Raw genomic sequence first — 19,100 nt, 5'->3', positions numbered from 1 at the left:
CAAACGTCAGATTGCGCGGACGCGTACCCTAGTGGTTAGCGCCGGGCTGATCCCCCGATCAACGCACTAGAACAGCACGCGCCCGCGCCTGACCTCGCGAGTGCCGTCGCCTCAAACGCGGCAGCCTGCGAGCAAGGGAGATCACACGGGGCCGCCCAAGAACCACGTGATCGCGACACGTGGAACTTGAGCGGGGCCGATAGACCCTCGAACGGCGGCTTATCCGTAACGAGGGACGTACCACGCTTCCCGCAAGGGTCGCGCGCGCGTGACCCGGAGGGCTTCCCCCATGAAGGGAACCTACCGTGTCATCGTCAACGTGAAGATCGATATCGCCGCCTGCCTCACCGCAATCACGGCGCTCATCTGGTACTTCGCTTGACGCAGCGGGGCTGTCCGAAAGGGCGGCCCCGTTTGCGTTTGTACACTCCGATTCGGGGGGTGTCAAAATAAACTACACGCGATTGCGTTTACATCGTTGACATACCCGCTTTAGCGTGCAATTATCTCCTCACACACAGAGGAGACGGCAGCGATGGCCACCACCTACCGGGCATATTCCGCGACGCGAGGCTGGATCGATAAGCAGGACGCCATCGCCATCATGGCGCGGGCGTTCGCTGAGAAGCTTCAGGAAGTCACCTGCGTTCGTGCTCTCGGCGAGCCGGATGATGAAGACGCTGCCAAGGTCAACGCCTTCATCCGCATGATCGCGGAGGGCGCCGACCAGCTCGTCACCGCCATCATCGAGAACGCCGAGGGCCGCGATCTGGTGCAGGCCGGCGCGTGGATGGATATCCCGCTGGTCGAGGTTCGGGAATTCGAGGTTGCCCCGCCGGTCCGTCACCTTCAGGCCGCGGAGTAGCCGCCATGGGCGCGGAGAAGTTCACGAAGGGGCCTTGGGTTGCTCTCGGTGATGTCCATCAGGTTGGTAATCTGGACGAGCATCTCTGGTGCGGCGATGTCTCGCCAAACAATGCCACCCCTTTTCGCGGCCCCATCTGCCACATCCAGTCGTGCGACCACATCGGCGGCATCTCGCGCGAAGAAGCCGAAGCCAACGCCCGCCTGATCGCCGCCGGGCCGCAGATGTTCGAGGCGCTGAAGGCCGCGCGGCAGCAGGTCGTCACGCTGGGCGGCGAAGTTATCGAGGCTGATGGGAAGATCGTCAGCGACGCCATTCAGGCGGCCATTCTGATGGCCATCGACAACGCCCTCGCCGCAGCCACCGGGGAGGCGTGAGCGATGAAGCTCTACATCCCCGCCCGCGAGCCTGAGACCAGCCGGGCCATCGACCGCATCGGCGACATGGCCGCAGCGCTCCTGATCGTCGCCGGCGGCTGTTGGGCCGTCGCACTCGCAACCTTTCTCTGAAATCTCCGACCGAAAGAACCGTCATGGCAACCACGCGCGCAAAGGCCGCCTGCCCGGCGACCGAAACGAAGGTCATCACTTCCATCAAAGGGTTCAACCACAAGCTTCAGTGCCGCAAATTCCAGTTTGAGGTTGGCAAAACCTATGAGGCAAAAGGCGCCATCAAGGCATGTGCCAACGGCTTTCACGCCGTATCCATGGACGACCTCTTCCACGCCTGGGATTTCTACCCGATCGTCGACGACGAAGGCCGACTGAATCGCTACGCTATCACTGAGCAGTCTGGGGCGACCGACGAGGAGAAGACCGAGAAAGGCACGAAGATCGCCTCTGCCTCCATCGCGATCAAAATGGAACTTTCGCTGCCCGAGTTCATCAAGAAGGCGGTCGATCGAATTATAGAGTTGACGAAGGGCAAGACTGCGGATGCCGCTGGCAACTCCGCCCAGATCGGCAGCAGCGGCGACTCCGCCCGGATCGGCAGCAGCGGCAACTCCGCCCAGATCGGCAGCAGCGGCGACTCCGCCCGGATCGGCAGCAGCGGCGACTCCGCCCAGATCGGCAGCAGCGGCTACTCCGCCCGGATCGGCAGCAGCGGCGACTACGCCCGGATCGGCAGCAGCGGCGACTCCGCCCGGATCGGCAGCAGCGGCTACTCCGCCCAGATCGGCAGCAGCGGCGACTACGCCCGGATCAATTCGACGGGCAGGGACGCGGTCATCGCATCGGCCGGAGCCGGCACGGCCGTCAGCGGCATTGATGGCACCTGGGTCAGCCTTGCCGAGTTCGTTGACGGTAAGTGCGTCGGCTTCGCCACGGGCTGCATCGGCAAGGATGGCCTGATGCCGAACACCCCGTACCGCGCTAAGGGCGGTAGGCTGGTGGAGGAGGGGCAATGAAGCGAGCCTCCATCATTTCAGCTGTTGCCGAGCGTGACAGCCATGCTTTCCGCTGGCTTCGGATTGCCGCCCGCCTCCGTCGCGAAGGCGCAATCTATGACGCCAGGATCGCGGTGCGCACATCCCGCCTCTGGCCTGCCCCGCCCCTTCCCGATCGCAAGGCAGCCTGAGCCATGAACCCGCAGCTTGTTTTCCGCGTCGTCCGCGAAATCACCGACCTGCTCTCCGTCTATCCCGAGCTTGGGGAAGACGAGACGCTTCGCTCGGATACCCTCGAAGGCGAGACGGACATAAACAACATCCTCGCCAAGCTCGTTCAGGAGCGCGAGGCGGCCTATGCGATGGCCGAAGGTGTCAAGGCCCCAGTCAACGATCTGCGGGAACGCAAGGCGCGTCTAGAGCGCCGTGGCGATGGCTATGGCGAAGCTATCGAGCGCGTCATGGCTGCGGCCGGCTTGTCGAAGGTCATGCTGCCGAATGCGACGATCTCGGTTTCGCAAGCTGCGCCTTCCGTCGTGATCAAGGACGAGGACGCCATTCCAGAGCGCTTCGTCCGCATCAAACGCGAGATCGACAAGGCCGCCATCAACGCAGCCGTGAAAGCTGGCGAGGAAATCCCCGGCGTCGTCGTCGGTAATGGGGGCCAAAGACTTATGGTTCGGGTGAAGTAGCCATGAATCACGCTGAAATCAAAAAGCTGTTCGACGGCTTCGGGGCCGATATCGACCGCGATGATGTGTGGCAGGTTCAGTCCGCCACTGTTATTAAGCACAAGGCTTTGGAGCGCCTTGCCGCCGCCGCTAAGATCGAGTTCGAGCACCCGCAGGTGCTACGGGCAGAACGTGACGAGGCTGTCATTCTCGTCGTCGGCAAGCTTGGCGAGCGCTGCGAATGGTCGATTGGCGAAGCTCTGGTCAACACCAACTATCGCGTCACCGGCAAGATGGCGGCCTACGTCTACGCTATGGCCGAGAAGCGCGCGAAGGACCGCGTCATCCTCAAGCTGGCTGGCCTGCACGGCCTCTACAGTGAGGACGAGGCCGACGAGTTCAAGGAATCCAGTTCCGCGCCCCAGCAAGGCCGGAACGCGCCCGCCGCCGTTTCTCGCACTTCCGGCGCGGGCGCGCCCCTTTCGAAAGCCTATGGCGCCTTCATTCGGACGATGAACCTCAGCCGCTCGAAAGCCGAGCTGCGCGAATGGTTCTTCGCCAACAAGGACGCTATTGCCGAAAACCTCTCGCCTGAGGAGAGCAAGCAGCTTGTTGACGAGCGAAACAAGCTTGCGATGCGCCTGCCTGAGTTCTTCGAGGGCGCGGCATGAGCAACGACCTTCGCTCTCGCGTCTTCGTAAAGCGCAATGGCGGACTGTTCCCCGGCGACGCCCTGGCGAGGGCTGCCTTCGCCAAGATGAAGGACGGCGCCGGATATCTCGTCAACCTGCATCGCCCGCGCAATCTGATGCACCATCGCAAGCTATTCGCGCTGCTCAACCTCGTGCAGGACAATACGGATCGGTGGCCTACGGTCGAAACCCTACTGGATGATCTCAAGATCAGCACCGGGCTTTTCGAAACACGTGTGAATGCCGTCACCGGAATCCCCTATATCGTCGCGAAATCAATCAGCTTTGCCAGCATGACCCAGGACGAGTTCGAACAGTGGTTCGAAAGGGCTGTGGACTTGATCTGCAAGCAGGTGCTTGCCATGGATCGCGAATACCTGCTGGCGGAGATCGGTGACATTCTGGCCGGGCGGAGGGCCGCCTGATGCGCTGGCCCCTCTCCACCCGCGACCGTCTGCGTATCTTCACCCTACATGGTGGCGTCTGCCATTTCTGTGGCGGACGGATACAGGTCGGAGAAGCGTGGGACGTGTCGCATGACCGGCCGCTTGCCCTGCTTGGCGAGGACGACGACGACAACCGCAAGCCGGCCCATCGGAAGTGCCACCGGAGGCATACCGCGGAAGTCGATCAGCCAGCCATCGCAAAGGCGAAGAGGCGCGAGGCCAGACATTTAGGCGCGGCCCGCAAACCCCGCACGATCCGCCAGTGGCGCAAATTCGACGGCACCCCCGTCTTTGCAACGAGGGAACGCTGATGACCGCTGAAACCATCATCGGCATCTCGATCGCTATCACGATTGCGGCGTGGCTCATTCGCTTCGCGATCTGGATCGCTTGGCCGAGAAAGGCACACGACCCTTATGAGCAGGCGCATGGGTGGGAGGAGGGACAATGAGCCGGGCTCAGGTTCACCCTGTCTTCGTCGACCGCAAGACGGCGGCAGAGATGCTGATGATCAGCGTCGAGACGTTCGATGCTTGGGTTCGCGGCGGGTTCCTGCCGCAGGCGCACATTGACCGCGGACAGATCATGCGGTGGCATTGGCCATCCCTGGAAGCGCTGTTGGCGCATCTTGGGGACGCGCCGGTTCACGCAGATCCGTTCATGGAAAACATCGCTGATGTCTTCGGGAAAAAAGCGAAGGGCCGCAATCGTGCCGCTGCCTGAGGGTGTATTCCGCATCAAGAAGCCGACCGGGAAGGTGTATTTCTACCACCAGACGGGACGGCACTTGGCGAAGGCCCTTCGCGGCCCGCTGACACGCATCCCTTATGAACCACGTGAAGCCGAGTTCTGGAAGTTCTGCGAAGCGCTCAATGGCAGGAGCACGGCACCGAAGAAAGGCACATTCAAGGCCATCATCGAGCTCTACAAAGCGTCGCAGAAATGGGCCGGCTTCAGCCCGAAGACACAGAACGTCTACGACTACTATCTCGGCTTGATCGAAAAGGCGTGGGGCGACCAGGCCGCCGACGATCTCACGCTGACGGCGATATCAGCGGCGCGCGATGCTCTGGCCGCCACGGCGCCAGTTTCGGCTAATCTCTTGATCCGCGTTCTACGCGCTATGTGCGCCTGGGCGATCGGCGATGGCTATATGACTCGCAACCCGGCCCGCGATGCGCCGCAGGTCGAAACCGAGGTAGAAACGACCGAGCCTTGGCCGGAGGCTGTTTGGATTGCCGTCGTGAAGCACGGGCCAACAGATCTATCGCGGCTCGCCTATCTTGGCAGAGCCACCGGTCAGCGCGTAGGCGACCTCGTGAAATTCTGGCCGGCGATGCGCCGCGGTGACGGGCTCGACATCAAAATCAGCAAGCTTCGCGGCAAAAAGCACTTCATTGCGCTTTCGCCGAACCACCTCGCCGAGATAGACGGCTGGAAAGTGGGGGAAATGACACCCTACCTGACGAAGCCGGACGGCAAGCGCCACAACGAGGCATCCATCCGATACAGGCTGCGCACGTGGCTGGCAGACAATGCCCCTGAGCATATCCGGGGCGCCGAGGTCAGCCCACATGGTCTGCGCGCCCTCGCCTGCTGCGATGCCCGCCTTGCTGGGCGAACCCATCAGGAGATTTCCGCCCTCTTCGGCATGTCAATCCAGATGGTGGAGCGCTACACGAAACACATTGACCAAGAGGCGCTTGCCCGAAAGGCGCGCTCCGGAATGGACTAGAGACAGAACACCGCCTGCAAACTTTCTCTAATCAGTCTGAAAACCAATCTGCGAAAACACCGATGGAAAAGGGCCTCATGACCATGGCAGCGTTAACCCGGTATTAGGGTTACCGGGGCATGAATCGTCCCCGGAGCAGGGTGGAACCGAACCGCTGCTCGGGGAGATCAGGATGCGCATCCGTTCCATCGCGCCAAGATTGGGGCTCGCCGCGCTCGCCGCCGCGGCCCTCGCCGTTCCCGCGCTCGCGGCCGACTATCCGGTGCTGCGCGGCTCGCAGATCGAGGACGCGCCGCCGGCGCCGTCGAGCTTCAGCTGGGACGGCTTCTATGTCGGCGGCGGCGCCGGCGTCTCCGAGACCAAGTTCAAGCCCGGCAGCGGGCTCCAGGAGCTCGCCCGCTTCGCCTTCCGCAACACGCTGCTCGGCAGCGAAGTCGACATGGGCAACCTGCTCAGCAGCCTGCCCGACAAACGCGACAGCGGGGCGACCTTCTTCGGCCTCGCCGGCTACAACTGGAGCTTCGGCGACGTCGTGCTCGGCTTCGAGGCCGACTACACCCAGTCCTCGCACCGATATCTGCTCACCGACTACATAGCCCGGCGGGCCATAACCTCCAACGGCACCGTCAACGATTTCTCGCTCACGACCAGCCAGGGCGCCAAGCTCCACGACTATGCCACGGCGCGGCTGCGCATGGGCTGGGCCTACGGCAACCTGATGCCCTTCGCGACCATCGGCGGCGCGGTCGGGCGCTTCAACACCCTCTCGACGATCACGGCGACGAACTACCTCACCCAGATCAACCCCGTCACCGGACTGCCCGAGCAGGGCCAGGCCAACGGCTACCCCCTCACCGTCGGCGCGGCCAAGAAGAACGTCTACAGCTTCGGCATGGCCGTCGGCGCCGGCGTCGACTGGGCGCTGGCGGACAACATCTTCCTGCGCGGCGAATACCAGCACATCCGCTTCGCCGACGTCGAGGGCACGACGACGACGGTCAACACCGGCCGCGCCGCGCTCGGCGTCAAGTTCTGACGGCACTGGACACGGACGAGAAAAAAGGCCGGGACCTCGGGTCCCGGCCTTTTTCATGTCGTGCGGGGGCGGAAGCGCCCTATTCGGCCGCCTCGACCTCGGGCCGCGCCCGGCCGGCGCGCTGGCGCTTGACCAGATCGGCGACGGTGAAGGCGAGCTCCAGCGCCTGCTCGGCGTTGAGGCGCGGATCGCAGACCGTGTGATAGCGGTCGTTCAGGTCCGCATCGGTCATGCCGCGGGCGCCGCCGGTGCATTCGGTGACGTTCTGGCCCGTCATCTCCAGATGCAGGCCGCCGGCATGGCTGCCCTCGGCCTCGTGGACGGCGAAGAAGTTCCTGACCTCGCCGAGGATCAGGTCGAAGGGCCGGGTCTTGTAGCCGCTCGCGGCCTTGACCGTGTTGCCGTGCATCGGATCGCAGGACCAGACGACGTTGCGGCCTTCCCGCTGCGTCGCCCGGACCAGCGCCGGCAGGTGGTCGAAGACCTTGTCGGCGCCAAAGCGGGCGATCAGGGTGAGCCGCCCGGCCTGGTTCTGCGGATCGAGCACCTCGATCAGCTTGAGCAGGCCGTCGACCGTGGTCGATGGGCCGCATTTCAGGCCGATCGGGTTCCTGATGCCGCGGAAGAACTCGACATGGGCATGGTCGAGCTGGCGCGTGCGATCGCCGATCCAGAGCATGTGGCCGGAGGTGTCGTACCACTCGCCGGTCGTCGAATCCGTGCGCGTCATCGCCTGCTCGTAGCCGAGCAGCAGCGCCTCGTGGCTGGTGTAGAAGTCGGTCGTGCGCATCTCCGGATGGGTCTCCGGGTCGATGCCGATGGCGCGCATGAAGTCCAGCGCCTCGGTGATGCGCTCGGCCACCTCCTGGTAGCGATGCGACTGCGGCGAATCCTTGACGAAGCCGAGCATCCAGCGATGCGCGTTGTCGAGATTGGCGTAGCCGCCGGTCGCGAAGGCGCGGATCAGGTTGAGCGTCGCCGCCGACTGGCGGTAGGCCTCGAGCTGGCGGCGCGGGTCCGGGATGCGGGCGTCGGCGGTCGCGGCGATGTCGTTGACGATGTCGCCCTTGTAGCTCGGCAATTCGAGATCGCCGACCTTCTCGGTCGGGGCCGAGCGCGGCTTGGCGAACTGGCCGGCGATGCGCCCGACCTTCACCACCGGCGAGCCGCCGGCGAAGGTCAAGACCACCGCCATCTGCAGGAACAGCCGGAAGAAGTCGCGGATGTTGTCGGCCGAATGCTCGGCGAAGCTCTCGGCGCAGTCGCCGCCCTGCAGCAGGAAGGCCTCGCCGGCGGCGACCTTGCTCAACGCCCGCTTGAGCTTGCGCGCCTCGCCCGCAAAAACGAGCGGCGGAAAGCCGGCGAGCTGCTGCTCGACCGCCTTCAAGGCTGCCTGGTCCGGATAATCCGGAATCTGCTGGACGGGCCTGGCCCTCCAGCTCTCTGGCGTCCACCGCTCGGACATGGGACTACGTGCTCCTGACTTGTGATCTCGCGCGTCGTTAACCTCTTGGTAGCGCGAAGGGCCGGCTATACACCGGCGGAGCCGGAATGGCCACCATCCGGCGCTCCCCGCCGCCGCAGCCCGCCCGGTGGCGGATCGGCGGTCCCGGAAAGGCGATTCTCCGCAATGGGATAGAGGCGGCCCTTGCCATGGCGCGGCAAGGGGCTGCCATTCCGATTCAAGCGCTTCGCAAGGTGATTCAACCGGGCGGCGAGGACCACACAGTCGCGGGTTCCGAATTCACGCCTGCGGCGCGCCCCGGAATGACGGACGTGGTCCCGCCGCTTCAGCCCGCCCGCGGCGTGCGCATCGTGACGAGTTCCTCCGCCGCGCTCGGATGCAGCGCGACGGTGCGGTCGAAATCGGCCTTGGTCGCGCCCATCGTCACCGCGATCGCGACCGCCTGGACGATCTCGCCGGCATCGTGGCCGAGGATGTGGACGCCCAGCACCTTGTCCGATGCCGCATCGACCACGAGCTTCATGTAGACGCGCTCCTGCCGGCCGGAGATCGTCGCCTTCATCGGGCGGAAGCCGGATTCGAAGACCCGGACCTCATGTCCGGCCGCGACCGCCTGCGTTTCCGACAGGCCCACAGTGCCGATCTCCGGGGTGGTGAAGACCGCCGAGGCGACGATGGCGTGGTCGACTGTCCAGCGCCGGCCGCCGAAGGTCGTATCGGCGAAGGCGTGGCCCTCGCGGATCGCCACCGGCGTCAGGTTGACCCGGTCGGTCACGTCGCCGACCGCGTGGATCGAGGGCACGCTGCTGGCGGAGGCCGCGTCGACCGCGATCTCGCCGCGCGATCCGAGCACGACGCCGGCCTGCTCCAGGCCGAGTTCCCTGGTGTTCGGCCGGCGGCCGGTGGCGACGAGGACGACATCGGCCTCGACCGGCTCGCCCTTCGAGCAATGGGCGCGGCGGGTGCCGTCGGGTAGTTCCTCGATGCGCGTGATCGTGCAGCCGAGCCGCATGCGGATGCCGGCCTCGGCGAGCGCGTCGCGCAGGCGGTCGCGGATGTCCTCGTCGAAGCCGCGCAGGATGTTGTCGCCCCGGTGCAGCACCGTCACCGCGACGCCGAGCCTCGCGAAGAGGCTGGCGAATTCGAGCGCGATATAGCCGCCGCCGACGACGAGCAGCCGCTTCGGCAGCACCGGCAGATGGAATATCTCGTTGGAGGAGATGCCGAGCGCGCCGCCGGGGATCGGCGGGTCGAAGGCGGGCCAGCCGCCGGTGGCGACGAGGATGTGACGGGCGCGGACCACCTCCCCGCTCGTCGTCAGCCTGACCGCGTGCGGCCCCTCGACGACGGCGCGCTCCTCACGGATCGCGACGCCGGCGCCCTCCAGCCCCTTGCGGTAGAGGCCGGAGAGGCGCGTGACCTCGGCCGCCACCGCGTCGCGCAGCTTCGGCCAGTCGAAGACCGGTGGCTCCGGCAGCGTCCAGCCGAAGCCGGCCGCGTCCTCGAAATCCTCCGCGAAGCGGCTGGCATAGACGAACAGCTTCTTCGGCACGCAGCCGCGGATGACGCAGGTGCCGCCGATCCGGTCCTCCTCGGCGATCATCACGCGGGCGCCGTGGCCGGCCGCGATCCGCGCAGCGCGCGTGCCGCCGGAACCGGCCCCGATGACGAAGAGGTCGACGTCGAACTCAGGCATGGTCTTCTCCCTGCGCGAACCAGAGGATGGCGGCTCCCAGCACGGCGATCCACCAGCCTTGCCAGGCACCGTGCCCGACGGCGGCGATCGCGAAGGCGCCGGTGAAGAGGGCGAGCCTCGGCGCCATCTCCCGCGCCGTGAGCCGGCCGAGCCGCGCGAGCAGGGCAAGCCCCGCCAGCACGAGCAGCCCTGCGCCGATCACACCGGTCTCGGCCCAGGCCTGGAGCGGCATGTCGTGCGGATGGCCGACGCCCAGAAGCTCCCGGTGCTCGGGCGAAACCGCGGCCGCGACCGGATGCTCCCGCATGGCGGCCGATGTGCCGAAGCCCGCACCGGCAATCGGGCGGGCGCGGGCCGCCTCGCCGAAGCTTACCCAGATGTCGATGCGCGCCTGCCCGGTCATCGCGGGGAAGCGGTCGAGGATCAGCGCGGGCAGCCCGTCGCGCGCGGCGAGGCCGAGCACCGGCGCCAGCGCCATGGCGAGGACGAAGGCCGAGGCCGCCGCCGTCAGCATCAGACGCGGGCGAAAATGCGCCAGCGCCCAGCACAGGACGACGACGGCGAGGCCGAGCCCGGCCGAGGCGCTCTCGGAACGCAGCACCAGCGCGGCGACGGAAAACGCCAGGACGATAGCCAGCAGCCGGTCCGACCGGCTGAGGCTCCAGAGGCCGTGGATCGCCGGCACGGCGAGCACGAGCGCCGTGATCGCCGTGCGGTTGAAGACGAAGCCCATCAGCTTGCCGACGCCGAGCGCCGCCCGCTGCGACAGGCCCGAGGCGAGCTCGACGATCGTGAGCAGGCAGGCGAGGATGATCGCGACGGCGAGCGCCCTGAGCCAGGCGGGCCGCGGGCGGAAGCGGCCGCAAGCCGCGATCGCGAGCGCGCAGGCGATCGGCAGCACGAGCTCCCCCCAGGCCGAGAGCGAGGCCGCCGGCCGGTGGCTCCACAGGATCGAGACGAGCGCCCAGGCGAGGAAGGCCGCGAGCGCGAGCGCCGGCGGCGAGGCGGCAAGACGGCGCAGGCGCGCGGCAAGCGCGCGCCCATCGCCGGCCGCGACCGCCGCCGCGGCAAGCGAAGCGCCCGCGAGCGCGAGCATGAGCGGGGAAGAGCGGTTGGCGAGCCACATCGCCAGCGGCATCAGCACCATCAGCGCCGCGCCGGTTCCCGTCAGCAGCCGCGGCAGGCCGGCGCGGTCCGGCACGGTTTCGGGACGATCGGCGAGGCGTGGCGGGCTCATGGCCTGCGCTTACGCGATCGCGCAGGCTGCGGCCAGTGGCAGGCGCGCAGGATCGGTCGAGTCGTAGAACAAAAGGCATAGATGACGCTGAGAAATCGGCCACCGCCGAAAATTCTTGACTTCCGATTATGCAATGGGGCGCAATTGACGTTTGACGCGGCAAGGTGCCACAGGCTCACCGCCCCAAAAAACCCGTGGGCCAAGGCCGCAATCGGAGGAAATTCATGCTGACATCCATCCTGAAGCGCACCGCCCTGACGGCGGTGGCCATCGCCGCCCTCTCGACGGCGGCGCTGGCCCAGCTTCCCGAACTCAAGATCATGGCGCCCGCCGCGCCCGGCGGCGGCTGGGACGGCACGGCCCGCTCGATGCAGCAGGCGCTCACCGCCGCCGGCATCGTCAAGAGCGTGCAGGTCAACAACGTGACCGGCGCCGGCGGCACGATCGGGCTCTCCCAGCTCATCGGCGCCAAGGGCGACGGCCACCAGCTGATGGTCAACGGCTTCGTCATGGTCGGCGCCATCCTGCTCAACAAGTCGCCGGTCAACCTGACCCAGGTCACGCCGATCGCGCGCCTCACCGCCGAGGCCGAGGTCATCGTCGTGCCGGCGGAATCGCCGCTGAAGACCGCCAAGGACCTGGCCGCGGCCCTCAAGGCCGACCCGGCCAAGGTGACCTGGGCCGGCGGCTCGGCCGGCGGCACCGACCACATCCTCGCCGCGCTGTTCGCCCAGGCCGTCGGCGCCGACGCCCGGAAGATCAACTACATCCCGTTCTCGGGCGGCGGCGAGGCGCTGGCGGCGATGCTCGGCGGGCGCGTCACGGCCGGCGTCTCCGGCTATGGCGAGTTCGAGGGCCAGATCAAGGCCGGCAAGCTCAGGGTGCTCGCCGTCTCCTCGTCGAAGCGCCTCGAGAACGCGCCGGACGCGCCGACGCTGAAGGAGCAGGGCATCGATCTCGAGCTCCTGAACTGGCGCTCCGTCGTCGCCCCTCCCGGCCTGACGCCTGAGCAGACCAAGGCGCTGGTCGGCACGATGGAGCAGATGGTCAAGTCGAAGGAATGGCAGGAGATCCTCAAGGCCCGCGGCTGGGACGATTCCTTCCTCGCCGGCGACGCCTTCAGCGCCTTCCTCAAGGACGAGATCGCCCGCGTCTCGAAGGTCATGACCGAAGTCGGCCTGGTGAAGTAGGCCGGGCAGGACCGCAAGACACCGAGGGGCCGGGAAACCGGCCCCTTTTTTCCCCGCCGAGAACGCCGCAAGAGCGCCGGCCCCATGCTGGAAACGCCATGACCAACGATACGCATACGCAAGGCGCCAACAAGCCGGCCCTGGTGGTGGGCGTCCTCCTGCTGATCACCGCCGCCCTCGTCGGCTACGACGCCTCGACGCAGACCATCACCTCGAATTACGGCGTAGGCCCCACCGCCATGCCCTATGTCGTGGCGGCAGGCCTCGTCATCCTCGGCCTCGCGCATTTCTTCGTCGCCTTCCGCGAAGGGCTGCCCGAGCCCGAGGCGGCCGACACCGCGGCGCTCGCCTGGATCGCCGGCGGGCTTGCCTTCCTGATCGCCTGCATCGCGCTCGGCGGCGGCTTCACCATCGCGATTGCGGTGGTCTTCGCCTGCACCGCCCGCGGCATGGGCCGGCAGGCGCTGCTGGTCGACCTCGCGATCGGCTTCGTGCTGGGCCTCGCGATCTTCCTCGTCTTCGCCAAGGTCCTGACGCTGATCCTGCCGGCGGGACCGCTCGAGCAACTGTTCCTCTGAAGGAGAGCCGACCATGGATACCCTGCTCTCCCTCTTCCACGGCTTCAGCGTCGCGCTCGAACCGTCGAAGCTCTTGTTCTGCCTGATCGGCGTCTTCCTCGGCACCGCCGTCGGCGTGCTGCCCGGCATCGGCCCGGCGCTGACCGTCGCGCTGCTGCTGCCCGTCACCTTCAAGCTCGATCCGGCAGGCTCGCTCATCATGTTCGCCGGCATCTACTACGGCGGCATGTATGGCGGCTCGACCACCGCGATCCTGCTCAACGCGCCCGGCGAAAGCGCCTCGATGGCGACCGCGCTCGAGGGCAACAAGATGGCCAAGGCCGGGCGCGGCGGGCCGGCGCTCGCGACCGCGGCGATCGGCTCCTTCGTCGCCGGGCTGATCGCGACGATCGGGCTCGCCTTCCTCGCGCCCTGGCTGGTCGAGGTCGCGGTGAAGTTCGGCCCCTGGGATTATTTCGCGCTGATGATCGTCGCCTTCGTCACGGTTTCGGCGACCTTCGGCGACTCGCCGCTGCGCGGCCTCACCAGCCTGTTCATCGGCATCACGCTCGGGCTGATCGGCATCGACAAGCTGACGGGACAGTCGCGGCTGACCTTCGGCGTGCCGGACCTGCTCAACGGCGTCGAGGTGACGACGCTGGCGGTCGGCCTGTTCGCCGTGGGCGAGGCCTTCTACGTCGCCTCCAAGCGCTTCCGCGATCCCGAGGAGATCATCCCGATCAAGGGCTCGCTGTGGATGACCGCGCAGGACTGGAAGCGCTCCTGGGCGCCCTGGCTGCGCGGCACCGCCTTCGGCTTCCCGATCGGCGCGCTGCCGGCCGGCGGCGCCGAGGTTCCGACCTTCCTGAGCTATTCGACCGAGCGCAAGCTCTGCAAATATCCCGACGAGTTCGGCAAGGGCGCGATCGAGGGCGTCGCCGGGCCGGAAGCGGCCAACAACGCGTCGGCCGCCGGCACGCTGGTGCCGCTGCTGACCCTCGGCCTGCCGACCTCGGCGACGGCGGCGATCATGCTCGCCGGCTTCCAGCAATACGGGCTCAATCCCGGCCCGCTGCTGTTCGCCGAGAAGCCGGACCTGGTCTGGGGCCTGATCGCCTCGCTGTTCATCGCCAACGTCATGCTGGTGATCCTGAACCTGCCGCTGATCGGGCTCTGGGTCCGGCTGCTGGCGATCCCGCAGCCCTGGCTCTATGCCGGCATCCTGGTCTTCGCCACGATGGGCACGCTCGCGGTCAACTCTTCGCCGGTCGAGCTCGGCATGCTCTTCGCCTTCGGCTTCCTCGGCTATCTGATGCGCCGCTACGACTATCCGGTGGCGCCGATGGTGGTCGGGCTGATCCTGGGGCCGATGGCGGAGGCGCAATTGCGCCGCGCCCTGCAGATCAGCCTCGGCGACCCGATGATCCTGCTGGAGAACCCGATCTCGGCGACGCTGCTCGGCATCGCCTTCCTGGCGCTGGTCGCGCCCTTCCTGATGAAGGGGCTCAACCGCTTCCAGGCCTCGGAGGACTGAGCGGGCCACGCCGCCACCTTCACGAAAAAGGGCCGGCGCATCCGCGCCGGCCCTTTTTATCCCCGAGCGCCGAAGGCGCCCGTCAGCTTTCAGAACGTATGGCCGCGCTTGCGCATCTCCTGCGAGAAGCGATCGAACAGGTACTGGCTGGTCTGCAGGCTCCAGGGCTGCAGCTCCTTGAAGATCTCGTCCATCGCCTGCGGCCGCAGGGTGTTGTAGCGCTGGCCGACCGGGGACCTGAAGAAGCCGGCGACCTCCTTCAGATCGGGCTCGGTCATCTTGCTGGCGAAGATGGCGGTCGCGGTCCTCGCCATCTCGTCGGCGCGCTTGTCGGCTTCCGGCTTCAGCTCGGCGATGACGGCCTCCATGTCTTTCTTCATCTCCGGACGCGTCGCGACGAGATCCTGGGCGCTCCGCTCGAACTCGTTGTAGATGTTGGTGATGCTCTGCGAGACGCCGGTGAGGTCCATCACCTCGCGCGCCGCCTGGAGATGGCTTTGGGTCAGCGTCGGCGCCTGGGCGAAGGCGGGAGCTGCGCACAGGAGCGCCAGACCGACGGCGGCCCTGACGAGAGAACGACGGATCATGCCTTGAAACCCCTTCATCGTCGGCGCATCGCCGGAGAGCACGATTGCACCCCCGGCAGCGATGCTCCGGTCATTACGCGCGTTCCTTAGAGCATCGGACCGGAAAGTGGAATCCACTTTTCGGAACAATCCGATGCCGGAACAAGGAGCTAGATCGCACAGAACGGCATCATCCGATCCGGCCGAGCAGCTTCAGCCCGTCGGCGCCGGCCAGGATCGCGCCCGAGGCGAGCCCGATGAACAGGCCGTGCTCGACGACGCCGGGCACCCCGTTCAGCGCCTGCGCCAACGCTTCGGGCCGCTCGATTGCGCCGAGATGCGCATCGAGCAGGTAATGGCCGCCATCGGTGACGAGGATCGCACCGTCCGGGCGCCGGCGCAGCACGAGCTCGCCCGCCGCGCCCGCGGCGGCAATGGCCTCGACCACGGCCCGGCGCGTCACTTCAAGCCCGAAGGGCACGACCTCGATCGGCAGCGGGAAACGGCCGAGCGTCTTCACCAGCTTGCCGTCATCGGCGATCACCACCATCCGGGCCGAGGCCGAGGCGACGATCTTCTCGCGCAGCAGCGCCGCGCCGCCGCCCTTGATCAGGCGCAGCTGCGGATCGATCTCGTCGGCGCCGTCGACGGTGAGGTCGAGCTCGGGCGTCTCGTCGAGCGTCGACAGCGGGATGCCGAGCGCGACCGCCTGGGCCTGCGTCGCCTCGGAGGTCGCGACGCAGAGGATCTCGAAGCCCTCGGCGACGCGCAGGCCGAGCAGATCGACGAAATGCTTCGCCGTGGAGCCGGTGCCGAGCCCGAGGCGCATGCCCGGCCGGACGAGCTCCAGCGCGCGCGCGGCAGCCTGTTTCTTCAGATCGTCGGCAGTCATGGCTCCGTCCGGCTCCGCTTGAGGAAGACAGCCACCGTCCTCGCGGGGGCGACGGCGCTCTCCTGCCCCGGCGGAGCGCTCAAGTCCAGCGCGCGGGCGGAGCGCGGCGTCATTTCGCCTGGGGCGTGCACACCGTCTTGTCGTCGAAGACGTAGCAGACGCTCGCCTCGCCGGTGCGCAGATTGACGCGGAAGATGCCGCCCTCCTTCTCATGGCGCGACGGCATCAGCCCGTATTCGCCGGGCGGCTGGGGGCCCGCCCCCTCGCCCGCGGGGAAGCAGATCGTCTGGCCGACGCCGCCTTCCTTGAGCTGGAACTGGCAGGCGCCGACCTCGCCCGTCGCCTTGTCGATCCGATAGACGCGGTTGAGATCGGTATGCGGCGCGGGCGCGAACTCGAAAGAGCCGGCCAGCGCCGGCGCAGCGCCTGGCAGCGCGAGCCCCGCCGCCAGCATGGCGACCGCGATCGACGCCCCTCTTCCCGTGATCTTCGACATGATGGCCTTCCCTGCCGCCGGTCGCACGACGAATCGGGCTTCAGGATACCATCCCGCGCGGCAAATTTGGGGAGGCGGCGTCACGGGGCTTGCCAGCCCGGCCGCGAGGACCTTTAACCGGGGCTCCCGACCGCATCGCGCCCTCGAAAGTCCCGATCATGAGCCTGCCTCCCATCGTCGTCTTCGATCTCGACGGAACGCTCGCCGAGACGGCGCCGGACATTATGCGGGTCCTCAACGTGATCCTCGAGCGCGAGGGCCTGCCGGCGCTGCCGCTGGCGCGGGCGCGCGAACTCGTCGGCGCAGGCGCCCGGGCCCTGATCGAGCGCGGCTTCAAGGTCTCGGGCCGGCCGCTCGAGCCTGCGACGCTGGAGCGGCTCTTCGCCGATTTCCTGACGATCTACGCCACGGACACGGCGGCGAACAGCCATCTCTTCGACGGCGTCGCCGGCGCGCTCGATCTGCTCGCGGGCGAAGGCTATGCGCTGGCGGTCTGCACCAACAAGCCGATCCTGCACACGCGGCTGATCCTCGACCATTTCGGCATCGCCGGCCGCTTCGCGGCGGTGGCCGGGCGCGACACATTCCCCTTCTTCAAGCCCGATCCGCGCCATCTCACCCTGACGATCGAGGCGGCGAAGGCCGATCCGGCGCGGGCCGTGATGATCGGCGATTCCCGCACCGACATCGCGACCGCCCGCGCCGCCGGCATCCCCTCGATCTGCGTGCCCTTCGGCTATACCGACGTGCCGATCGAAACGCTGGCGCCGGATTTCGTCATCCAGCATTTCGACGAGCTTCCCGGCGCGGTCGGCCGGGCGCTGAACTCTGCGGCGCGCGCGTCCTTGACGGCATGAGGCGCGCCGACTAGGAGAGGCCCGTTCGGGCGGCTAGCTCAGCGGTAGAGCACTCCCTTCACACGGGAGGGGTCACAGGTTCGATCCCTGTGCCGCCCACCATCGACACGACGTTCGCGGGGAACCGACCACCCGTCCGCGCAGGGCAGGATGCTAGGCACGAAGCACGCCGAGCAGCCGGTAAGCCGCCTCGGCATCCTCATCGAACACCGCGACGAGATGCGCCGGATCGGCCGGGCCGCCGATCCTGACGCGTGACTGAGCCCTCACGGCCGCTGCCATGTCGGCGCCCCATTCGGGCTCCACCAGCGCAGACTGCGCGGCTGCCGCGAAACCTTCCGAGACCAGCCCCGAGGCCACTGCGTAGCGGTTGCCCGCCTCATCCCGCCAGCCGGCCTCGCCATAGGTCTTTCCATCCGCCTCGCTGTAGCCGAGCACGCGGGCGAGCGCGTTGGCGTCGCCGATCAGCGCCTCAGGACAGGCGATCGTCACGCGGATCATGGGAACCTCCCCTGCCAATAGGCCCTGAGCGACGCCTCGTCCCCGGCCGGGAGCGAGCCCTGCACATAGAGCACGTCGCAGAGCCGGGTCGCCCGCAGGACGTTCTCGGTCGCCGCGATCGCGATGCCGCGCTCGACGGTGATCGCGCCGAGGTTGTCGACCCAGGCGCGGCTGTAGGTGCCGGCCGGCAGCGCCACGTCCAGCGTGTCGTTGCCGTCGTCGTAGAGGTGGTAGCGTCCGCCGGCCAGCGTCAGCGTCGGGCGGGAGAGCGCGGTCGCCTGGATCGCATGACGGCCGGCGATCTGGCGGACGCTGACGGCGTGGACCGTGAAGTCGACCGGCGTCGCGTCATACCCGTAGAAGCCGAAGCCGAAACCCGTGCCGGCGGTGCGGTTGCCGAAGCGGGCGACGTATTCGACCGGCGAGCCGGTGAGCGTGAACGAATGCAGCACATCGGTGCCCCCCGCTCCGGTGAGGCCGACCGTCCGGCCTAGACCGGAACCGCTGAGCGTCGCGCGAACCTCGATGGCCGCTCCGAGGGGCCATGAGACACCGGAGTTGATCACGAGATTGTTGCGATCGATCAGGTTCTCGAAATGCAGGGTCGAGGCGGTCCGCGCCGCATTCCCGGAGACGTTGGCGAAAACCCATCCGGCCGCCGTCAGGCTCGCCGGGGCGAGATTGGCGCCGAGCGTCGCGCCCTGCGAGATGTCGAGGGCGAGACCGACCGTCTGGCCGGCGGCGGAGGCGGCCGTGCCGGTCTGGCTCTGGAACAGCCGGCCCCGCGCCGGATCGAACCCGCCGGCCCAGAAGCCGGGAGAGCCGCCGGCGAACAGGAGGGCCGGCGACCAGGCGGAGCCGAGGGCCGAAAGCTGCGGTATCGACAGGCTGAAACCATGCATGCCGGCCTCACGAGATCAGCGCGACGATGCCGGTCGCCGTCGTGCCGGTGGCCATGATCTTCCTGGCGCGGATCGGCAGGAGCTGGCCGGGAATCACCGTCAGCGCGACCGGCGAAGCATCCTCCAGCGCGACGACGGCGATCGTGCCGGCCACGCCGGCCACGATGCCGTTCGTGACGTATTCAAGCTCGTCGCTATCGTGAGGCGTCACGGCGCGCAGCATGACGGCCGGACCGATCGCCGACATGGCATTGTTCGCATAGCGGTTTTTCGCGGGCATGGGACTTCCCTTGCGTTCCGCCCGCCGGTGAGGCGGGGCATGGATGGCTGCCCGATAATGTCCTTGATTCATTTCATGGGGATAAATTCCTATAA

Annotated in this window: 25 protein-coding genes and 1 tRNA gene; 17 read left to right on the top strand and 9 right to left on the bottom strand. The window is 67.3% G+C overall.

Features of this window, described 5'->3' with window-relative positions; all coding sequences use genetic code 11:
• The first annotated feature begins 535 nt into the window (after positions 1-535).
• The 12 genes from M9917_RS16675 to M9917_RS16620 all read left to right on the top strand — a co-directional run bounded on the left by M9917_RS16675 (position 536) and on the right by M9917_RS16620 (position 6,832).
• A complete protein-coding gene (locus tag M9917_RS16675) occupies positions 536-865 on the top strand; it encodes a hypothetical protein (protein WP_297255542.1) in 330 nt (109 codons plus the stop codon).
• A 5-nt stretch (positions 866-870) separates the two neighbouring features.
• On the top strand, positions 871-1,242 hold the full coding sequence (locus tag M9917_RS16670; RefSeq protein WP_297255540.1) for a hypothetical protein: 372 nt from the start codon (positions 871-873) through the stop codon (positions 1,240-1,242).
• A gap of 3 nt (positions 1,243-1,245) precedes the next feature.
• Entirely contained in the window at positions 1,246-1,374 is a 129-nt protein-coding gene (locus M9917_RS16665) for a hypothetical protein (RefSeq protein WP_297255539.1), read from the top strand.
• Between the two features lie 23 nt (positions 1,375-1,397).
• Positions 1,398-2,273 carry a DUF7666 domain-containing protein gene (locus M9917_RS16660; protein ID WP_297255537.1) on the top strand — a complete coding sequence of 292 codons (876 nt, stop codon included), beginning with the start codon at positions 1,398-1,400 and terminating at the stop codon, positions 2,271-2,273.
• A gap of 173 nt (positions 2,274-2,446) precedes the next feature.
• Positions 2,447-2,944, top strand: coding sequence for a siphovirus Gp157 family protein (locus M9917_RS16655; protein WP_297255535.1), 498 nt, complete (start codon positions 2,447-2,449; stop codon positions 2,942-2,944).
• Between the two features lie 2 nt (positions 2,945-2,946).
• Complete coding sequence (locus M9917_RS16650; protein WP_297255533.1) at positions 2,947-3,594, top strand: hypothetical protein; 648 nt, start codon at positions 2,947-2,949, stop codon at positions 3,592-3,594.
• Positions 3,591-4,040, top strand: coding sequence for a hypothetical protein (locus tag M9917_RS16645; protein ID WP_297255531.1), 450 nt, complete (start codon positions 3,591-3,593; stop codon positions 4,038-4,040). Before M9917_RS16650 ends, M9917_RS16645 begins: the two co-directional genes overlap by 4 nt.
• The gene (locus M9917_RS16640; RefSeq protein WP_297255529.1) at positions 4,040-4,372 is read left to right on the top strand and encodes an HNH endonuclease signature motif containing protein; all 333 of its coding nucleotides are present in this window, start codon (positions 4,040-4,042) and stop codon (positions 4,370-4,372) included. Before M9917_RS16645 ends, M9917_RS16640 begins: the two co-directional genes overlap by 1 nt.
• On the top strand, positions 4,372-4,512 hold the full coding sequence (locus tag M9917_RS16635; protein WP_297255528.1) for a hypothetical protein: 141 nt from the start codon (positions 4,372-4,374) through the stop codon (positions 4,510-4,512). Before M9917_RS16640 ends, M9917_RS16635 begins: the two co-directional genes overlap by 1 nt.
• Positions 4,509-4,784 (top strand): hypothetical protein, encoded by a 276-nt coding sequence (locus M9917_RS16630; protein WP_297255526.1) that lies wholly within the window; start codon positions 4,509-4,511, stop codon positions 4,782-4,784. Before M9917_RS16635 ends, M9917_RS16630 begins: the two co-directional genes overlap by 4 nt.
• Positions 4,771-5,796, top strand: a complete 1,026-nt coding sequence (locus M9917_RS16625; RefSeq protein WP_297255524.1) for a site-specific integrase — start codon at positions 4,771-4,773, stop codon at positions 5,794-5,796. Before M9917_RS16630 ends, M9917_RS16625 begins: the two co-directional genes overlap by 14 nt.
• A gap of 172 nt (positions 5,797-5,968) precedes the next feature.
• A complete protein-coding gene (locus M9917_RS16620) occupies positions 5,969-6,832 on the top strand; it encodes an outer membrane protein (protein WP_297255522.1) in 864 nt (287 codons plus the stop codon).
• Positions 6,833-6,911: 79 nt separating this feature from the next.
• Here the strand turns inward: M9917_RS16620 and M9917_RS16615 are convergent, their stop codons facing one another.
• From M9917_RS16615 to M9917_RS16605, 3 genes are all read right to left on the bottom strand, one after another.
• Positions 6,912-8,297, bottom strand: a complete 1,386-nt coding sequence (locus tag M9917_RS16615) for a class II 3-deoxy-7-phosphoheptulonate synthase (RefSeq protein ID WP_297255520.1) — start codon at positions 8,295-8,297, stop codon at positions 6,912-6,914.
• Between the two features lie 325 nt (positions 8,298-8,622).
• Positions 8,623-9,993, bottom strand: a complete 1,371-nt coding sequence (gene gor / locus M9917_RS16610; RefSeq protein ID WP_297255517.1) for a glutathione-disulfide reductase — start codon at positions 9,991-9,993, stop codon at positions 8,623-8,625.
• Positions 9,986-11,230 carry an O-antigen ligase family protein gene (locus tag M9917_RS16605; RefSeq protein ID WP_297255515.1) on the bottom strand — a complete coding sequence of 415 codons (1,245 nt, stop codon included), beginning with the start codon at positions 11,228-11,230 and terminating at the stop codon, positions 9,986-9,988. The genes gor and M9917_RS16605 overlap by 8 nt, the downstream gene beginning before the upstream one ends.
• A gap of 224 nt (positions 11,231-11,454) precedes the next feature.
• Between M9917_RS16605 and M9917_RS16600 the strand changes: the two genes are divergently transcribed.
• The 3 genes from M9917_RS16600 to M9917_RS16590 all read left to right on the top strand — a co-directional run bounded on the left by M9917_RS16600 (position 11,455) and on the right by M9917_RS16590 (position 14,511).
• The gene (locus M9917_RS16600; protein WP_297255513.1) at positions 11,455-12,420 is read left to right on the top strand and encodes a Bug family tripartite tricarboxylate transporter substrate binding protein; all 966 of its coding nucleotides are present in this window, start codon (positions 11,455-11,457) and stop codon (positions 12,418-12,420) included.
• Positions 12,421-12,518: 98 nt separating this feature from the next.
• Positions 12,519-12,998 carry a tripartite tricarboxylate transporter TctB family protein gene (locus tag M9917_RS16595; protein ID WP_297255512.1) on the top strand — a complete coding sequence of 160 codons (480 nt, stop codon included), beginning with the start codon at positions 12,519-12,521 and terminating at the stop codon, positions 12,996-12,998.
• 13 nt (positions 12,999-13,011) lie between these two features.
• Positions 13,012-14,511 carry a tripartite tricarboxylate transporter permease gene (locus M9917_RS16590; protein WP_297255510.1) on the top strand — a complete coding sequence of 500 codons (1,500 nt, stop codon included), beginning with the start codon at positions 13,012-13,014 and terminating at the stop codon, positions 14,509-14,511.
• A gap of 89 nt (positions 14,512-14,600) precedes the next feature.
• Here the strand turns inward: M9917_RS16590 and M9917_RS16585 are convergent, their stop codons facing one another.
• From M9917_RS16585 to M9917_RS16575, 3 genes are all read right to left on the bottom strand, one after another.
• Positions 14,601-15,098: a DUF2059 domain-containing protein gene (locus M9917_RS16585; protein WP_297255508.1), complete on the bottom strand. Its 498-nt coding sequence runs from the start codon at positions 15,096-15,098 to the stop codon at positions 14,601-14,603.
• 169 nt (positions 15,099-15,267) lie between these two features.
• A complete protein-coding gene (gene rpiA, locus M9917_RS16580; RefSeq protein ID WP_297255506.1) occupies positions 15,268-15,969 on the bottom strand; it encodes a ribose-5-phosphate isomerase RpiA in 702 nt (233 codons plus the stop codon).
• Between the two features lie 109 nt (positions 15,970-16,078).
• Complete coding sequence (locus M9917_RS16575; protein ID WP_297257103.1) at positions 16,079-16,423, bottom strand: hypothetical protein; 345 nt, start codon at positions 16,421-16,423, stop codon at positions 16,079-16,081.
• 200 nt (positions 16,424-16,623) lie between these two features.
• Here M9917_RS16575 and M9917_RS16570 point away from each other — a divergent pair, with 200 nt between their 5' ends.
• Positions 16,624-17,322 (top strand): HAD family hydrolase, encoded by a 699-nt coding sequence (locus M9917_RS16570; protein ID WP_297255505.1) that lies wholly within the window; start codon positions 16,624-16,626, stop codon positions 17,320-17,322.
• A 27-nt stretch (positions 17,323-17,349) separates the two neighbouring features.
• A tRNA-Val gene (locus M9917_RS16565) sits at positions 17,350-17,424 on the top strand.
• A gap of 51 nt (positions 17,425-17,475) precedes the next feature.
• On the opposite strand, the gene M9917_RS16560 is transcribed toward M9917_RS16565, so the two are convergent.
• The 3 genes from M9917_RS16560 to M9917_RS16550 are packed head-to-tail and all read right to left on the bottom strand — an operon-like array spanning position 17,476 to position 19,005.
• Positions 17,476-17,823 carry a hypothetical protein gene (locus M9917_RS16560; RefSeq protein ID WP_297255503.1) on the bottom strand — a complete coding sequence of 116 codons (348 nt, stop codon included), beginning with the start codon at positions 17,821-17,823 and terminating at the stop codon, positions 17,476-17,478.
• Positions 17,820-18,725, bottom strand: a complete 906-nt coding sequence (locus tag M9917_RS16555) for a hypothetical protein (RefSeq protein WP_297255501.1) — start codon at positions 18,723-18,725, stop codon at positions 17,820-17,822. The genes M9917_RS16560 and M9917_RS16555 overlap by 4 nt, the downstream gene beginning before the upstream one ends.
• A 7-nt stretch (positions 18,726-18,732) precedes the next feature.
• On the bottom strand, positions 18,733-19,005 hold the full coding sequence (locus M9917_RS16550; RefSeq protein WP_297255500.1) for a spike base protein, RCAP_Rcc01079 family: 273 nt from the start codon (positions 19,003-19,005) through the stop codon (positions 18,733-18,735).
• Positions 19,006-19,100 lie beyond the last annotated feature (95 nt).

Source organism: Bosea sp. (in: a-proteobacteria), from assembly GCF_023953965.1.
Lineage (GTDB): Bacteria > Pseudomonadota > Alphaproteobacteria > Rhizobiales > Beijerinckiaceae > Allobosea.
This window is presented reverse-complemented; position numbering and strand designations above follow the sequence as displayed.

Excerpts from the sequence above, each read along its gene's own strand:
- M9917_RS16665 (WP_297255539.1), top strand. The coding sequence starts at position 1,246 with ATGAAGCTCTACATCCCCGCCCGCGAGCCTGAGACCAGCCGGGCCATC.
- M9917_RS16640 (WP_297255529.1), top strand. The coding sequence starts at position 4,040 with ATGCGCTGGCCCCTCTCCACCCGCGACCGTCTGCGTATCTTCACCCTA.
- M9917_RS16595 (WP_297255512.1), top strand. The coding sequence starts at position 12,519 with ATGACCAACGATACGCATACGCAAGGCGCCAACAAGCCGGCCCTGGTG.
- M9917_RS16645 (WP_297255531.1), top strand. The coding sequence starts at position 3,591 with ATGAGCAACGACCTTCGCTCTCGCGTCTTCGTAAAGCGCAATGGCGGA.
- M9917_RS16650 (WP_297255533.1), top strand. The coding sequence starts at position 2,947 with ATGAATCACGCTGAAATCAAAAAGCTGTTCGACGGCTTCGGGGCCGAT.
- M9917_RS16655 (WP_297255535.1), top strand. The coding sequence starts at position 2,447 with ATGAACCCGCAGCTTGTTTTCCGCGTCGTCCGCGAAATCACCGACCTG.
- M9917_RS16575 (WP_297257103.1), bottom strand. The coding sequence starts at position 16,423 with ATGCTGGCGGCGGGGCTCGCGCTGCCAGGCGCTGCGCCGGCGCTGGCC.
- M9917_RS16585 (WP_297255508.1), bottom strand. The coding sequence starts at position 15,098 with ATGATCCGTCGTTCTCTCGTCAGGGCCGCCGTCGGTCTGGCGCTCCTG.
- M9917_RS16630 (WP_297255526.1), top strand. The coding sequence starts at position 4,509 with ATGAGCCGGGCTCAGGTTCACCCTGTCTTCGTCGACCGCAAGACGGCG.
- M9917_RS16560 (WP_297255503.1), bottom strand. The coding sequence starts at position 17,823 with ATGATCCGCGTGACGATCGCCTGTCCTGAGGCGCTGATCGGCGACGCC.
- M9917_RS16605 (WP_297255515.1), bottom strand. The coding sequence starts at position 11,230 with ATGAGCCCGCCACGCCTCGCCGATCGTCCCGAAACCGTGCCGGACCGC.
- M9917_RS16615 (WP_297255520.1), bottom strand. The coding sequence starts at position 8,297 with ATGTCCGAGCGGTGGACGCCAGAGAGCTGGAGGGCCAGGCCCGTCCAG.
- M9917_RS16570 (WP_297255505.1), top strand. The coding sequence starts at position 16,624 with ATGAGCCTGCCTCCCATCGTCGTCTTCGATCTCGACGGAACGCTCGCC.
- M9917_RS16590 (WP_297255510.1), top strand. The coding sequence starts at position 13,012 with ATGGATACCCTGCTCTCCCTCTTCCACGGCTTCAGCGTCGCGCTCGAA.
- M9917_RS16660 (WP_297255537.1), top strand. The coding sequence starts at position 1,398 with ATGGCAACCACGCGCGCAAAGGCCGCCTGCCCGGCGACCGAAACGAAG.
- rpiA (WP_297255506.1), bottom strand. The coding sequence starts at position 15,969 with ATGACTGCCGACGATCTGAAGAAACAGGCTGCCGCGCGCGCGCTGGAG.
- M9917_RS16555 (WP_297255501.1), bottom strand. The coding sequence starts at position 18,725 with ATGCATGGTTTCAGCCTGTCGATACCGCAGCTTTCGGCCCTCGGCTCC.
- M9917_RS16550 (WP_297255500.1), bottom strand. The coding sequence starts at position 19,005 with ATGCCCGCGAAAAACCGCTATGCGAACAATGCCATGTCGGCGATCGGT.
- M9917_RS16635 (WP_297255528.1), top strand. The coding sequence starts at position 4,372 with ATGACCGCTGAAACCATCATCGGCATCTCGATCGCTATCACGATTGCG.
- M9917_RS16600 (WP_297255513.1), top strand. The coding sequence starts at position 11,455 with ATGCTGACATCCATCCTGAAGCGCACCGCCCTGACGGCGGTGGCCATC.
- M9917_RS16670 (WP_297255540.1), top strand. The coding sequence starts at position 871 with ATGGGCGCGGAGAAGTTCACGAAGGGGCCTTGGGTTGCTCTCGGTGAT.
- M9917_RS16675 (WP_297255542.1), top strand. The coding sequence starts at position 536 with ATGGCCACCACCTACCGGGCATATTCCGCGACGCGAGGCTGGATCGAT.
- gor (WP_297255517.1), bottom strand. The coding sequence starts at position 9,993 with ATGCCTGAGTTCGACGTCGACCTCTTCGTCATCGGGGCCGGTTCCGGC.
- M9917_RS16620 (WP_297255522.1), top strand. The coding sequence starts at position 5,969 with ATGCGCATCCGTTCCATCGCGCCAAGATTGGGGCTCGCCGCGCTCGCC.